The 14,549-nt window shown below is 41.3% G+C and carries 15 protein-coding genes; all 15 read left to right on the top strand.

What is annotated here, in order from left to right; translation table 11 throughout:
* Window positions 1-3: 3 nt before the first annotated feature.
* The 15 genes from AC4QJR_RS25955 to AC4QJR_RS25885 all read left to right on the top strand — a co-directional run bounded on the left by AC4QJR_RS25955 (window position 4) and on the right by AC4QJR_RS25885 (window position 14,503).
* On the top strand, window positions 4-1,464 hold the full coding sequence (locus tag AC4QJR_RS25955; protein WP_496524696.1) for an aldehyde dehydrogenase family protein: 1,461 nt from the start codon (window positions 4-6) through the stop codon (window positions 1,462-1,464).
* Window positions 1,465-1,497: 33 nt separating this feature from the next.
* The gene (locus AC4QJR_RS25950) at window positions 1,498-3,018 is read left to right on the top strand and encodes a M81 family metallopeptidase (RefSeq protein WP_496524695.1); all 1,521 of its coding nucleotides are present in this window, start codon (window positions 1,498-1,500) and stop codon (window positions 3,016-3,018) included.
* The gene (locus AC4QJR_RS25945; protein WP_251462180.1) at window positions 3,006-3,485 is read left to right on the top strand and encodes a GNAT family N-acetyltransferase; all 480 of its coding nucleotides are present in this window, start codon (window positions 3,006-3,008) and stop codon (window positions 3,483-3,485) included. Before AC4QJR_RS25950 ends, AC4QJR_RS25945 begins: the two co-directional genes overlap by 13 nt.
* Before the next feature lie 56 nt (window positions 3,486-3,541).
* Entirely contained in the window at window positions 3,542-4,951 is a 1,410-nt protein-coding gene (gene kamA, locus AC4QJR_RS25940) for a lysine 2,3-aminomutase (RefSeq protein WP_496524694.1), read from the top strand.
* Window positions 4,952-4,953: 2 nt separating this feature from the next.
* The gene (locus AC4QJR_RS25935; RefSeq protein ID WP_026564316.1) at window positions 4,954-5,232 is read left to right on the top strand and encodes a YokU family protein; all 279 of its coding nucleotides are present in this window, start codon (window positions 4,954-4,956) and stop codon (window positions 5,230-5,232) included.
* A gap of 156 nt (window positions 5,233-5,388) precedes the next feature.
* Window positions 5,389-6,201 (top strand): transporter substrate-binding domain-containing protein, encoded by an 813-nt coding sequence (locus AC4QJR_RS25930; RefSeq protein WP_496524693.1) that lies wholly within the window; start codon window positions 5,389-5,391, stop codon window positions 6,199-6,201.
* 11 nt (window positions 6,202-6,212) lie between these two features.
* Window positions 6,213-6,869, top strand: coding sequence for an amino acid ABC transporter permease (locus AC4QJR_RS25925; RefSeq protein ID WP_496524692.1), 657 nt, complete (start codon window positions 6,213-6,215; stop codon window positions 6,867-6,869).
* Between the two features lie 53 nt (window positions 6,870-6,922).
* Window positions 6,923-7,645 (top strand): amino acid ABC transporter ATP-binding protein, encoded by a 723-nt coding sequence (locus AC4QJR_RS25920; protein ID WP_496526749.1) that lies wholly within the window; start codon window positions 6,923-6,925, stop codon window positions 7,643-7,645.
* Between the two features lie 43 nt (window positions 7,646-7,688).
* Window positions 7,689-8,960 carry an NAD(P)/FAD-dependent oxidoreductase gene (locus AC4QJR_RS25915; RefSeq protein WP_496524691.1) on the top strand — a complete coding sequence of 424 codons (1,272 nt, stop codon included), beginning with the start codon at window positions 7,689-7,691 and terminating at the stop codon, window positions 8,958-8,960.
* Complete coding sequence (locus tag AC4QJR_RS25910) at window positions 8,953-9,231, top strand: (2Fe-2S)-binding protein (protein WP_496524690.1); 279 nt, start codon at window positions 8,953-8,955, stop codon at window positions 9,229-9,231. The genes AC4QJR_RS25915 and AC4QJR_RS25910 overlap by 8 nt, the downstream gene beginning before the upstream one ends.
* A complete protein-coding gene (locus AC4QJR_RS25905) occupies window positions 9,228-9,530 on the top strand; it encodes a (2Fe-2S)-binding protein (RefSeq protein WP_496524689.1) in 303 nt (100 codons plus the stop codon). The genes AC4QJR_RS25910 and AC4QJR_RS25905 overlap by 4 nt, the downstream gene beginning before the upstream one ends.
* A 19-nt stretch (window positions 9,531-9,549) precedes the next feature.
* Window positions 9,550-10,776 carry an NAD(P)/FAD-dependent oxidoreductase gene (locus AC4QJR_RS25900; protein WP_496524688.1) on the top strand — a complete coding sequence of 409 codons (1,227 nt, stop codon included), beginning with the start codon at window positions 9,550-9,552 and terminating at the stop codon, window positions 10,774-10,776.
* Between the two features lie 80 nt (window positions 10,777-10,856).
* On the top strand, window positions 10,857-12,359 hold the full coding sequence (locus AC4QJR_RS25895) for an amino acid permease (RefSeq protein WP_496524687.1): 1,503 nt from the start codon (window positions 10,857-10,859) through the stop codon (window positions 12,357-12,359).
* A gap of 260 nt (window positions 12,360-12,619) precedes the next feature.
* Window positions 12,620-13,249, top strand: coding sequence for an FMN-dependent NADH-azoreductase (locus AC4QJR_RS25890; protein WP_496524686.1), 630 nt, complete (start codon window positions 12,620-12,622; stop codon window positions 13,247-13,249).
* A 384-nt stretch (window positions 13,250-13,633) separates the two neighbouring features.
* Window positions 13,634-14,503: a DUF1002 domain-containing protein gene (locus AC4QJR_RS25885; RefSeq protein ID WP_496524685.1), complete on the top strand. Its 870-nt coding sequence runs from the start codon at window positions 13,634-13,636 to the stop codon at window positions 14,501-14,503.
* Window positions 14,504-14,549 lie beyond the last annotated feature (46 nt).

Genomic DNA, 14,549 nt, shown 5'->3' with positions numbered 1-14,549 from the left:
AATATGTCTAGTCAAATCAAAACAGATATCCTTCAGGGGGATCTTTATATCAATGGAAAATGGGTAAGTGCCCCCGATCAGTCCTACTTTGAAAGCATCAATCCAGCAACGGGGGAACTTGTCGGCATATGTGCGGCCGCCACAACGGAGCAAGTGGAAGAGGCTGTCACAAAAGCGAATGAAGCATATGCGCAATGGAAGAACACCCCCATTCCAGAACGAGCGGCTTATTTAACGAAAGCAGCCGAATTGTTTGAAATTCGCAAACAGGAACTTGCTCGTGTAATGACGATGGAGATGGGCAAAGTGCTGCCGGAGTCTTTAGGCGAAGCGGGAGTGGTCATCGCTACTGCTCAATATATGGCAGGCGAAGGACGACGCCTCTTCGGAGAAACGGTCCCTGCCGGCTTCCCAGACCGGAATGTAAGAATGGTTCGTGAGCCTCTTGGAGTCGCGGCGTGCATTACTCCCTGGAACTTCCCGGTGGCCCTTGCTTCCTACAAAATCTTTTCAGCTCTGATTGCTGGGAATACCGTCGTATGGAAACCGGCATCAGAGGTTGCGCTATCGGCTAAGATTTTTGTGGAAGTATTAGCTGAAGCGGGATTCCCCGCAGGGGTTGTCAACTTAATTACCGGTTCAGGAAGAACCGTCGGTCAAACACTCGCAGAGCATTCGGATGTGAAAATCATTTCGTTTACGGGCTCAACAGAAGTTGGACAAAAGCTGGCTGAAATGAGCAGTAAAACGTTGAAACGTATCTCCTTGGAATTGGGCGGAAAAAATGCCGTGATCGTCTTGAAGGATGCGGACTTGGACAAGGCGGCAGACGGAATCGTCAAATCAGCGTTTACAACCACTGGTCAACGCTGTACAGCGGCAAGCCGAGTTATCGTCGAGCGTTCAGTAAAGGAACGGCTCGTACAAAAAGTAGTAGATTTAACAAAGTCTATGAAAATAGGAAATGGACTTGAAGAAGGGAACCAAGTAGGCCCTCTGGTCAATGATGATCAGCTTCTTACCGTCGAAAAATATGTAAAAACAGCGATTGAAGAAGGTGGAAGAATTGTGTCAGGCGGGCAGCGTGTCAATGAATTGGGCGGCTATTACTATGAACCGACCATCATTGAGAATGTAAAACCGAATGATACCATTGCACAGGAAGAAATATTTGGTCCGGTTCTTGCCATCATTGAAGTAGATTCATATGAGGAGGCCATGGAGGTAAATAACGGAACGATTTATGGGCTATCGACTTCCATTTATACAGAGAGCCTTCATTATGCGAACCGTGCGGCTAAGGAAGCAGTCAGCGGACTTGTCTATATTAATAACGGAACGTCTAATGCCGAGATGGGTGTGGCATTTGGGGGGATGAAGATGTCCGGAAACGGTCATCGTGAAGTTTCCCATCATGCATTTGATGTCATGACTGAGTGGAAGTCCATTTATACGAACTATTAATGAACAGACCATATCGATTAAAGGCGGGAGAACATGAGAAAACATCGTATTGGTATTGCTTTCTTTTACCATGAATCCCACAGTTTCAGCCCGATGAAAACTGAAATCGAACAGTTTCGAAATGAAGGCTACTTTATCGGGGATGAAATTTATGATGCCTATACAGGAACGAAAACAGAAGTGGGTGGGTTTCTGGATGTATTGAAACAGGACGAGGATATAGAAATCGTACCGCTGCTTTGTGCGGCAGCGGTCCCATCAGGGGTAGTATCAACGGAGCCATACTCCATCATCGAAAACCAAATGCTGGAGTCCATCCAGCAGGCAGGAAGGCTGGACGGATTATTGCTTGCCCTGCATGGAGCGATGGTCGTCGAGCACCTCCATGATCCGGAAGAGCATTTACTCGGAAAAATTCGCGGGCTGATCGGACCGAATGTTCCGATCGCAATAACCCTAGACATGCACGCCAATTTAAGTGAAAAAATGATTGATTACACACCGCTTCATTTTGGATTTAAAACCTATCCGCATATTGATATGTACGAGCAGGGCATTCATGCGGCCACCGCTTTGTTAAATCAATTAAAGGAAGGTGTGACGTACTACGCTTCTTTTGAAAAGTTGCCGATGATGCCTCCTTCTATCAATATGAGAACGGCAGAAGGGCCGATGCACAAAATGATCGAGTGGGCGAAACAAGCCGAAGAGGAAGCTGGTATTCATCATGTGTCCGTATTTGGCGGTTTTCCTTACTCGGATATTCCCATGGCCGGTGCAAGTGTCCTTGTTGTTTCACTCGATCCGCAAAAAGGAAAAGAGACTGCCCAAAAGATGGCTTCCTTGTTCTGGAGTGTAAGAGAAGAATTTATTATGGATTTGCCCGGTGTAAAAGAAGGGCTCGCTTTGGCGATGTCTGTGGAAGATGACAAACCAGTCGTGCTGGCGGATATCTCGGATAATCCTTTAAGCTGCGGGAGCGGGGATACAACTGAGCTTCTTCGGGAGATGGTGAAGATGAACATTCCCGACACGCTGTTTGGAGGACTTTACGATCCAGCATCCATTGAGGCTTGTCTTAACGCAGGAGTCGGAAACAAGATATCGTTGTCCCTCGGTGGGAAAGTATCACCAGAATTTGGGGAGTCCGTACAGGTCGAAGCAACGGTAGTGGCTTTATCAGACGGTGTATTTCACAATTCTGGACCATTCAATCAGCATTTAAGAGTTGATTTAAAAGGGGCGGCACACATTCGTGTTGGCAAGATGGATATCCTCCTGATTGGAAGGCCGATGTCAGCGAATGATCCGGAAATGTTTCGTCATATTGGACTTGAGCCAGCCACGAAGAGAATTCTTGGGCTAAAGGCGAAAAATCATTTCCGGGCGGCGTTTGAGCCGATCGTTGGCCGCATCATTTATGTGGATGCACCTGGTGTGGCATCCAATTGTTTAACCACTTTTACGTATTGTAATATTCCTAGGCCAATTTGGCCGCTCGATGATATCCAATATGAAGTAGAACGGAGGGGGACAGAAAAATGGACACATTAAACAAAACTTATTATGTCGAAGTACCAGCTTCATTGAATCCAGAACAGCTAAATATGATGATGGAGCTTGAGCGGGACGCGTTTCCGGGATTAGGAGCCGTAGATGAACAAGCCCTTGTTCCGCTCACACGCTACGGGAAACTCATTCAATACCGGCAGCAGGACGATCCAAGGCCGATTGCGATCTGTGAAGTGATGAGAGCTTACCAAGATATTCATAAAGCCTACATTTTTGGGTTCTATGTCCGCTCCGACCAGCAAGGAAAAGGAATCGGAAAATTATTCTTGCAGGATATTTATCCGATTTTAAAACAAGATGGATTTCAAAAAGTATGCCTAACGGTCAACGTTGAGAATAAATCAGCTGTCAAGCTATACGAAAAAATGGGATTTGCAATAAAAGAGACAAGATTCGATGAATTTGGAGAAGGCGAAAATCGCTATTATATGGAATACGCCATTTCTTAATAAACAGGAATTCATTAAAGGTAAAAAAAATCAACCAATTTAGGGGGAGTTTAATCATGAGAAACACTTTATTCAAACCGAAAAGACATTGGAAAGAAATCGAGCTTTGGAAAGATGTAACCGATGAGCAATGGAACGATTGGGTTTGGCAGCTGACAAATACTATCAAAAATTTAGAAGACTTAAAGAAAGTAGTGAACTTAACACCAGAAGAAGAAGAAGGGGTATTAATCTCAACCAAAACAATCCCATTAAACATCACGCCATATTATGCATCGCTTATGGATCCTGATGACCCAAGATGTCCGGTTCGTATGCAGTCGGTTCCAATTTCTGCGGAATTGCATAAAACAAGATATGACTTAGAAGATCCCCTTCACGAAGATGAAGATTCACCAGTTCCTGGGCTAACTCATCGTTATCCGGATCGTGTCTTGTTCTTAGTAACAAACCAGTGCTCCATGTACTGCCGTTACTGTACAAGAAGACGCTTTTCCGGACAAATCGGAATGGGCGTACCAAAGAAACAATTAGACACAGCGATTAATTATATTGCATCGAATCCACAAATTCGAGATGTGCTTATTTCCGGAGGAGACGGGCTCCTTATTAATGACAATATTTTAGAATATATTTTAAAGAATTTACGCGAGATTCCGCATGTCGAAATTATTCGAATCGGTACAAGAGCACCTGTCGTATTCCCGCAGCGTATTACTGAAAATCTTTGTAATATCTTGAAAAAGTATCATCCAGTTTGGTTGAATACACATTTCAATACATCAATTGAAATTACAGAAGAATCGAAGCGTGCATGTGAAATGCTTGCAAATGTGGGTGTCCCTGTTGGTAACCAGGCGGTTATTCTTGCCGGCATTAACGACAGTGTACCGATCATGAAACAGCTGATGCATGACCTTGTTAAAATTCGTGTTCGTCCATATTACATTTACCAATGTGATTTATCAGAAGGGATTGGCCATTTCCGTGCACCAATCAGCAAAGGATTGGAAATTATGGAAGGACTTCGCGGCCATACATCGGGTTATGCCGTACCGACATTTATTGTTGATGCCCCGGGTGGAGGCGGTAAAATTCCATTGCAGCCTAATTATATCATTTCTCAAAGTGCTAATAAGGTTGTATTACGTAACTTTGAAGGTGTCATTACCTCTTATCCAGAACCAACAAATTATCAGTCGGGCAGTGCAGAGGATTACTACAAAAAGGTATATCCTGAAGTGTTCGAAAAGTTTGAAAGTAATGGAGTCCTATCGATTATTGATGATACGAAATTTAACCTTACACCTGAAGGGTTAAAACGGTTAGATCGCCGTAAAACGTATAACGAAAGCAATGAGCATAGTTCATTAAAAGATAAACGTGAAAAACGTGACGAGTTAAAAGAGAAAAAATTCCAATCACAAATGAAGAAATATGAAACAGTGGGAGCAAAGGAGGAATAATTTTGATTTGTCAATGGTGCGAATCTGACACAGCACGTGAAACAAGCAACACCGTGTATTGGGAACTTCCAGATGGAACAAATGCGATCGAAATTCAGGACACACCATCCATTCATTGCTTGGAATGCGGTATGACCTATCAAACCGATCAGACGGTGAAAGAAATTGAAGATCATCTATTTTTAATTGATTGCTCAAAGCTTGCAAAAAGTATGACGTATGAAACACTTATGGCCGCTCCGCGCTTATTGAAGCGAAACTACTTTGATTTTTCGAAATAATTAGCAAGTCATCTCCCGTTTAACAATCGTAAACGGGAGATGAATTTTTATCTTCAGGACAAGGGATTACAAGATGAAGTTCGAAGGGAAAATGAAATAGTTTTGTAGTTTAAGAGTTCAAATTACTATTCCGTTATAACTTTAGGAGGGGCGAATGTGAAGAAACCTATTTTACTCGCAATGACGTTATGTTTCATTTTTATGCTAGCTGCATGCGGAAGTAGTGAGAAAACCACTAGTACTGGAGGAAAGGCTAGTAAAAAAGATTCCGGATCCCTGGCAAATATTAAGAAAAAAGGCGTGATTGATATTGGAATCGAGGGTGCGTATCCTCCTTTTAACTATTTTGATAAGAGTAATAAGTTAATAGGCTTTGATGTGGATATTGCCAATGAAATTACAAAGAGAATGGGAGTAAAGCCTAATTATGTAGCGACTCCGTGGGACACGATTATCGGGGGATTACAATCAAAAAAATACGCCATTATTATTTCGAGTATGGCAATCACGGAAGAACGGAAACAAAAAGTAGACTTCTCGGATCCCTATTATCATACCGGTGCCCAACTATTTGTAAATGAGGATTATTCAAAAATTAAAGATCCCAAAAAAGATATTAACGGTAAAAAGATCGGTGTAGCCATTGGTACGACATTTGAAAAGAAAGCCACTGAGCTTGGGGCAACGATTGTGAATTATAAAAGCGATCTTTTAACCTTCCAAGACTTGGCCAATAAACGTGTGGCAGGGGTCATTACAGATAAAGCAGTTGGTTCTAGAATGATAAAAGAAAAAGGATATAAGTTTAAGGCTGTTGGAGACATGCTGTACAAGGATGCTGCTGGAATCACATTAAATAAGCATGAAGATGAGTTAAAAGCTGAGATCAATAAACATCTTAAGGACATGATGGAAGACGGAACATATGAAGCTATTAGTAAGAAATGGTTCGGTGAAGATATTCGCTAAGGAGAGATAGGATGCTTAATTTTAGTTTAGTAGGCGAGTTTATACCGTTCTTGGTAAAGGCGGCGGTTGTTACGATTCAACTGTCGCTCGTATCGATCATATTAGGAATGGTTTTTGGTCTTCTAATTGCATTAATGAGGATTTCTAAAATAAAGATATTGTCCTATGTTGCTCAATTCTATATCTGGATCATTCGTGGGACACCCATGCTCGTTCAATTGTTTCTTGTTTATTTCGGATTACCACAAATTGGAATTGAGCTAACCCCATTTATCTCTTCTGTCATTGCATTAGGGTTGAATGCGGCTGCCTACATTGCTGAAATATACCGTGGCGGCATTATGTCTGTTCCTATTGGACAAATGGAGGCTGCAGAATCATTGGGGATGAAATACCCTGTCATCATGAAAAAAGTCATCCTGCCACAGGCTCTTCGAGTCAGTGTACCTTCCCTTGGAAACCAAGCTGTCATGATGCTGAAGGATTCATCGTTGGCTTCACTTGTAACTGTATCCGAATTAATGATGGTTTCACAGCGATTTGCGGCCACAAATTATGCGTTTATTGAATTTTATATTGTCGCGGCTGGTTTCTATCTAGTGATGACAACCATTTTTACGTTTATTTTGAACAAGATAGAACGAAGAATGTCCATAAGTGAACGCTAGGAGGAAATGAAGTGGAAGCGAGGAAGATAGAAATGGTGAGTCCATTATCTCCCATTATTCATATTGAAAATCTCCATAAGAGCTTTGATCAATTAGAGGTATTAAAAGGGATTGACCTTCAAATCTATAAAGGTGAGGTCGTTTCTTTAATTGGTGCAAGTGGTTCTGGAAAAAGCACCTTACTCCGCTGTATCAATCGACTCGAAACCGTAACGAGCGGAAATGTCATCGTTGACAATATCAAATTGGACAACTCGGTAAAAAACATTAGTAAAGTCCGCCAGGAAGTGGGGATGGTGTTTCAGCAATTTAATTTATTTCCACATATGACCGTATTAGAAAACGTAACGGTTAGTCCCATTCAAGTATTGAATAAAAGTAAAGCGGAAGCAGAAATAGAAGCGATCAAGCTTTTGGAGAAAGTAGGCATGAAGGATAAAAAGGATGCATATCCAAAAAAGCTTTCAGGAGGGCAGCAGCAACGTGTCGCCATTGCAAGAGCACTCGCGATGAATCCGAAGATTATGCTTTTTGATGAGCCTACATCCGCATTAGATCCAGAATTGGTTGGGGAAGTTTTGCAAGTAATGAAGCAATTAGCTTTTGAAGGCATGACCATGGTCGTCGTCACTCATGAAATGGGTTTTGCGAAAGAGGTGGCTGACAGGGTCATCTTTATGGCCGACGGAGTTATCGAGGAACAAGGTGACCCCAAGGAAGTCTTGATCCATCCGAAGAGTGAGAGACTTAGTTCATTTTTACGATTAGTCAGGTAAAAATTGAGGTCTCCAAAAAATATATCAAAGGAAGTAAACCAATATGATGGAAGAAATGGATCGTCTTAGTTTATTAAATCTTCACATAGACAAGGAGACTAGTAAATTAGCTATTCAAGCTAAGGACACATATGATCAATTAAAAGAATTTCTTTCAGATCATCCCCAATTAAAACAGAAAAAAAGCCATATCACCATTATTGGAGGTGGAATAGTTGGTTTAATGTCCGCCTTTTTTTTGCAAAAAAGTGGATTTACGATCACTATTTTAGAAAAAAAGTCATTTGGTGCAGCAGCTTCTGGAAGGAATGGAGGAGGAGTGCTGTCTTTAGGCAGGGAGTTATCCGAAATCCCTTTCGCCAGGTTGGCCGCTGAAATTTGGAGTTCGCTTCAACAAAAAAAGATTGATACGAAATATGTTGCGTCTGGTCATGTAATGATCGCGAGAAATGAAGTAGAACAAGAAAAACTCCTTGCGGCACATGAAATATATACTACAGCAGGGTTAAAAGTGAAGGTCCTTTCTCCAGATGAGCTGAAATGCTTGGTTCCGGATCTGACATCCGAAACAAAAATGGGTTTGTTTAGCAAATCCGATGGACAAAGCTATCCTTTTACAACGATGACTAGTTTACTAAAGTATTTAAAAGAACATGGAGCTACTGTAATCGATCATTGTGAGGTTCTTGACTTTAAGACTAGTAATCGAACCATAGAGTATGCCATTACGGAAAAAGGAACGTTTCAGTCGGATGCCTTTCTGCTTTGTTGTGGGCCATGGACAACGGAGGTAAGTAAAAAGTTAAATGAACAAGTCGTCATTATTCCAAGACGTTCTCAAATTCTTGTTTCCGAGATTGTTAATAAAAGGAGGATTCACCCATTTGTTACAGGGAATTCTTTATATTTACGGCAGACTCACGCTGGCAATATTTTATTTGGCGGGGGAGGCACTTGGGAAACGAATGGGTTCGATGTTTCGAATACGAACTATGCATTGGAGCTTCTTTCAAGTAGATTACTAGAACTTTTCCCTGCCTACAGCCATAAACAATTGATTCGGGCGTTTGCTGGGACAGTCGAACTGACGGAAGATCATCTTCCGTATTTTGGGAAATTAGATGCATTCGACAATGCCTTTATCTCTGGAGGTTATAACGGTCATGGATATGGTATGTCCGCCGTCATGGGCAGCCTCATGGCAAATAGCTTAACGTATCAGCTTAATGGAAGAGTAAATCCAATTCACGACCCCATTCTTTCTCGTTTTTCAGTAGCCAGGTCGAAAAAGAAGGCAGGAAAACATAATGTGTAACCATTCTATCATTATCTGTCGATGTGAAGAAGTTTCAATAGAAGATATTCAAGATGCCATCGCTGCCGGAGCCTCGAATAGTCAGGAAATGAAAATGTCCACCCGTGCGGGGATGGGAATGTGCCAGGGCAGGTTATGCAGACCATTGTTGAAGGCATTGCTTCCAGACAATCATATGGAAAGCGTTCATAGCCCAAGTCAACTAACCTTTCATCAGCCAGTTCGTCCTGTTTCCTTAGCCAAAATAGTGCAAAAGGAGAATTCGATATGAGAATCGAGCATCCTATCCTTCCCTCACGCTCGACAAAAACCATCTCGTTCACTTTTAATCATAAAATGTTTCAAGCAAGAGAGGGAGATACAATAGCTATTGCTCTATGGGCCAATGGAGTTAAGACGTTAAGAAAAAGTGAAAAGAATCATGAACCTAGAGGCATGTATTGTGGAATCGGCCAGTGTTATGAATGTAGAATCTATCATCCAAAAATTGGGTTACTCAAAGCTTGCACTACGCGCGTTCAAGACGGGGATCACTATTTTTCTAAAGAAAGGTTTAATGAAATGGATTAAGCAAGGAAGGGGGGAGGAAATGAAAGTAGATGTGGTAGTTGTAGGTGGAGGTCCTGCTGGTTTATCTGCAGCCATTGAAATTGGATCAAGGGGCGGTCATGTCGTGGTTATCGATGATCACCCAACACCAGGAGGGAAATTATTAGGACAGCTGCATCAAGAAGGGAATCATTCTAACTGGTGGAAGGGATTCGAATTTGCGCAAGAATTAAAACAAAAAGCCGTGGCTGCCAACGTTACCATTCTATCTGAGAAGCAGGTTTGGGGATTGGAACCAGGATGGAAGGTTCACATTTCTGGTCTGGTTCAGAATGAATCAGGAATGGAAATTCAAGCAGATTGTGTATTACTTGCTACGGGTGCTGTGGAAAAGCCAATACCTATCCCTGGTTGGACCTTGCCAGGTGTGCTGTCCATTGGTGCAGCCCAAGTAATGACAAATGTATACCAGGTATTGCCTGGTAAAAAGGTCGTTATTGCTGGGATTGATATTCTGTCACTATCGATTGCACGTTCTATGAAGCTGGCTGGAGCGGATGTAGAGGGAATTTACATGCTTCCACATAGCCCATTCTCCAATTATGCTTCTCCGCTTTTACAACTAGAAACTTTAAACGAGATGACCGATTTTGCTCCTTCTAAAATGATTAGACTTACAGGCAAGTTATTAAAATCTAAAACAGGGCAAAAGATGGCTGCCCAATTTTACCCGCCGATGGGAATAAAGATGTGGGGCATTCCAATTCACTTAAGACGCACCATCCTATCGATCAATGGGAAACATGAGGTCGAAAGTGCAACCATTACTAAGATTGACGTTAATGGTAACCCCATTGGAGAACAAAAAGATATCCAAGCAGATACAGTCTGTATTTCAGGAGGTCTCACCCCTTTATATGAGCTGGCTGCTACGGCAGGGTGTAAGTTTGTTACTTTGGAAGGATTATCAGGTACGGTGCCATTACATAATAAAGAGCTGGAAACAACAGTTCCTAATCTCTTCGTTGCTGGCAATATTACTGGAATAGAAGGGGCAAAAGTAGCCATGGCACAGGGAACGTTAGCAGGTAAATCTATTTGTAATAAGTTGAAGATTGGCAATCTTAAATGGGCTGACATGGAAGAAGCCATTTCGTTTGTGGAACATAGTAGAAAATTATCCGATATTCAGTTCCATCCCAAAGTTTCAGAAGCGAGAGAGCACCTGGATGATCTATGGAGAAGATGGGCTCACAATGTTAATTAAAGATTTTAGTTTTTGTTTAAAGGAAACAACATTCTCTGCGAAAATAGCCTTAATTAAAGACGTAAGTCGGGAGGACAAGAATGGGAGCAATCAAAAGCTATACTAATGACCAAAATAATCAGAAATATCAGAATAACGAAGGGGATAAAGGGCATATTCAACGCAAACTAAAGGCACGTCACATGACGATGATTGCTATTGGGGGGTCCATCGGGACAGGGTTATTTTTAGCGACTGGGGCGTCCATTCAAACAGCTGGACCTGGTGGAGCGCTAATCGCATATGGAGCGATTGGCATTATGGTCTACTTTTTGATGACAAGTCTCGGAGAAATGGCTACTTTAATGCCGATTTCAGGATCGTTTTCAACCTATGGCAGCCGTTTTGTCGATCCAGCCTTTGGTTTTGCACTTGGTTGGAATTATTGGTTCAACTGGGCGGTTACACTCGCAGTTGAAATTGCTGCCTCAGCTATTATTATGAAGTTCTGGTTGCCGGATGTACCGAGCATCGTGTGGAGTGCATTGTTTTTAGGACTGATTTTTTTATTGAATGCCTTGTCGGTTAAAAGTTACGGAGAATCCGAGTATTGGTTTTCCTTAATAAAAGTAGTGACAGTCATTGTTTTCATTGGAGTCGGTTTGCTCACCATTTTCGGTATTCTGGGTGGACAGTTTATTGGGTTTAAAAACTTTACTCTAGGAGATGCTCCGGTTCATGGCGGCCTTATGTCCGTTTTAAGTATTTTTTTCATTGCAGGTTTTTCCTTTCAAGGAACGGAACTCGTGGGGATCGCTGCAGGAGAAAGTGAAGAACCCGAGAAAAACGTACCAAAGGCGATTCGACAAGTTTTTTGGCGGATTCTCCTATTCTATGTTGTTGCCATTGCTGTCATTGGCCTTATCATTCCTTATACAAGTCCAAATCTGTTAGGCAGGGATGTCGACAGCATCGCTGTCAGCCCTTTTACCCTTGTATTTAACAAAGTGGGCATTGCATTTGCGGCATCTGTGATGAATGCAGTTATTTTGACATCGGTCTTATCGGCCGGGAGTTCCGGGTTATATGCATCGACACGCATGCTATGGTCGATGGCAAAGGACGGACAGGCACCTAAGTTTTTACAAAATGTAAATGATCGAGGGATTCCGATGAATGCCCTTGTCATGACGACTATTATTGGAGGTTTGGCCTTTTTAACGTCCATATTTGGAGATCAAGTGTATACATGGTTATTAAATGCGTCAGGCTTAACTGGATTTATTGCCTGGCTTGGAATTGCTGTCAGCCACTACCGTTTTAGAAAAGCCTATACGGCCCAGGGCAGGGACTTGAACGATTTGAAATTTAAAGCGAAATGGTTCCCGTTCGGTCCAATTCTCGCTTTTGCGATGTGTGTCATTATCATTTTCGGCCAAAATTATCAAGCGTTTTTATCTAGTGAGATTGATTGGTATGGAATGGCCGTGTCTTATATTGGTTTACCGATCTTTTTGGCATTATGGCTCGGGTATAAACTCGTTCATAAAACGAAGGTCGTTCCACTAAAGGAATGTTCTTTTGAAGAGATGTCACCTAAATAGAGATACCGTGATCAGTTCCAAATGGTATAAATTTTTATAGGTAAAGCTAGATTACAGAACCAAAAAAATCTTGCATGGACAATGTAAGGTTTTTTTGTGATTTACGGCTATATTCCGATTTTATCGGTCACCTTCTCCAATCTGCCAACCCTAAATTTTCCTCTCTTGCCAGTACGTTTTGTTTGACGAAAACATTTAATTTATATATTATCAATTCGAGATATAAATATTAAAGATATCGCAAAAGGAGATTATAATAAATGAACATATTAGTCGTAAAAGCAAACAACCGTCCAGCTTCTGAAGCTGTTTCTAGTAAAATGTATGAAACTTTCATGGAAAACTTAGAAGGCGTGAATGTAACAACGTACGATGTATTTGCCGAGGATATGCCTTACTTTGGTCAAGAGTTATTCAATGCGTTCGGTAAATTACAATCTGGTGAAGAGTTAACTGACGTTGAGCAACGTATTGTAACTGCGAAACAAAAAGCAATGGATGCTCTTTCTGCAGCAGATGTTGTTGTATTTGCATTCCCGCTATGGAACTTAACCATCCCAGCAAAATTGCATACATTTATCGATTATGTAGCTGGAGCAGGTTTCACTTTCAAATACACTGAAGCTGGTGTAGTCGGCTTGATGTCTGACAAAAAGGCTGTTATCCTAACTGCACGCGGTGGTATTTACTCAACACCTGAAGCAGCTCCAATGGAAATGGCAGCTACGTATATTAAAAATATGGTTGGCGGCCTATTCGGAATGGAAATCATTGACGAAGTTATCATTGAAGGACATAATGCAGCCCCAGATCAAGCGGAGACAATTATTGCAGAAGGTCTAGCAAAAGTGGCCGAGGTAGCGAAGAACTTGTCAGCAGTAACAGCATAAGTCAAATATAAAGATTATGATTCGATTAAGATAATGGATTAACATTAACACTACTAACAAAAAGGCTCACACTTCGTGAAGCCTTTTTGTTTTGCTTAAAGTTCTTTTCATGATTACTTATGATGGATAACGGAATTCAGTTCAACTGGAATTTGGATTTTTGAGGTTTACTGTAATGGTTTGTAACATTTTTATCCCTCATGTAAGAATCTTAATATAATTAGCAAGAATGTTACCCATTCTTTAAATGTAATCCCAAACCTCTATGTTAAGATGATGCAAAGCCACTTTTTCAGAAAGTATTTTTTTGGATATTAAATATAAGTGGCAAAACATTACCCATTCATATATGGAATGGTTGAATGTATAAAAGGAGGTTTTTTTTTGAAACGAAAATTTCAAGCAATGTTTCTTGCCATGACGATGCTTTTCTCTGTTCCATCTGTCAGCTTTGCAGACACAGCAGGAGGAGATGTCGTTGTTACATTAGGAGAAGACCTAACCAAACAGCAAAAAAATGAAATGTTAGCAGAGTTAGCAGCACCGGAAAACGCACAAATTATTACTGTATCCAATAAAGAAGAGCATGATTATTTAGGGGAATCTATCCCTAAGGCACAAATTGGTTCCATTGCTATTTCATCAGCGAGCATCACAACCGGTGCCAAAGATTCTGGGTTAGAGGTTCAATCGAACAATATTACATGGGTTACGGATGAAATGTATAGAAATGCCCTGACTACTGCGGGTGTAAAGGATGCAACCATTCAGATTGCCGCTCCATTTTCTGTTACAGGTACAGCGGCTTTGACGGGAATTATGAAAGCTTATGAAACGACAACTAATGAAGAAATTCCTGAAGAAGTCAAAAAAGTGGCGAATGAAGAAATGGTGAAAACTGCACAGTTAGGTGATTCTATTGGAGCGGACAATGCTGCTGCTCTCATGGGAAAAGTTAAGGATGAAATCGCCAAGAATGAACCGAAAACAGAAGCTGACTTGCGTACATTAATTGAACAAGTTGCCAAGGAGCAGGGGATTACTTTAACAGATGCAGAGTTAGATATGTTAGTAGATTTCTTCAACAAACTAAAGGCTATGGATATTGACTGGAACCAAGTAAAAGAACAAATAAGTGCTACGACAGAAAAAGTGTCGGCATTTTTGCAATCTGAAGAGGGTCAGTCATTTTTACAAAAGCTGCAAGATTTCTTAAATCGCTTACTTGATGAGATTGACGTCCTCTTTGCTTAATGAAAAAAGGTTGATATTGCACACTATCAAAATAAATCTTTTTGAT

The sequence above is a fragment of the Neobacillus sp. BP17 genome, assembly GCF_059579525.1.
Note: the sequence above shows the minus strand (reverse complement) of the source record. Positions and strands in the feature narration are given on the sequence as shown.

Coding starts and splice junctions, on each gene's coding strand:
- AC4QJR_RS25955 (WP_496524696.1), top strand. CDS start 4: ATGTCTAGTCAAATCAAAACAGATATCCTTCAGGGGGATCTTTATATC.
- AC4QJR_RS25950 (WP_496524695.1), top strand. CDS start 1,498: ATGAGAAAACATCGTATTGGTATTGCTTTCTTTTACCATGAATCCCAC.
- AC4QJR_RS25945 (WP_251462180.1), top strand. CDS start 3,006: ATGGACACATTAAACAAAACTTATTATGTCGAAGTACCAGCTTCATTG.
- kamA (WP_496524694.1), top strand. CDS start 3,542: ATGAGAAACACTTTATTCAAACCGAAAAGACATTGGAAAGAAATCGAG.
- AC4QJR_RS25925 (WP_496524692.1), top strand. CDS start 6,213: ATGCTTAATTTTAGTTTAGTAGGCGAGTTTATACCGTTCTTGGTAAAG.
- AC4QJR_RS25915 (WP_496524691.1), top strand. CDS start 7,689: ATGATGGAAGAAATGGATCGTCTTAGTTTATTAAATCTTCACATAGAC.
- AC4QJR_RS25910 (WP_496524690.1), top strand. CDS start 8,953: ATGTGTAACCATTCTATCATTATCTGTCGATGTGAAGAAGTTTCAATA.
- AC4QJR_RS25905 (WP_496524689.1), top strand. CDS start 9,228: ATGAGAATCGAGCATCCTATCCTTCCCTCACGCTCGACAAAAACCATC.
- AC4QJR_RS25900 (WP_496524688.1), top strand. CDS start 9,550: ATGAAAGTAGATGTGGTAGTTGTAGGTGGAGGTCCTGCTGGTTTATCT.
- AC4QJR_RS25895 (WP_496524687.1), top strand. CDS start 10,857: ATGGGAGCAATCAAAAGCTATACTAATGACCAAAATAATCAGAAATAT.
- AC4QJR_RS25890 (WP_496524686.1), top strand. CDS start 12,620: ATGAACATATTAGTCGTAAAAGCAAACAACCGTCCAGCTTCTGAAGCT.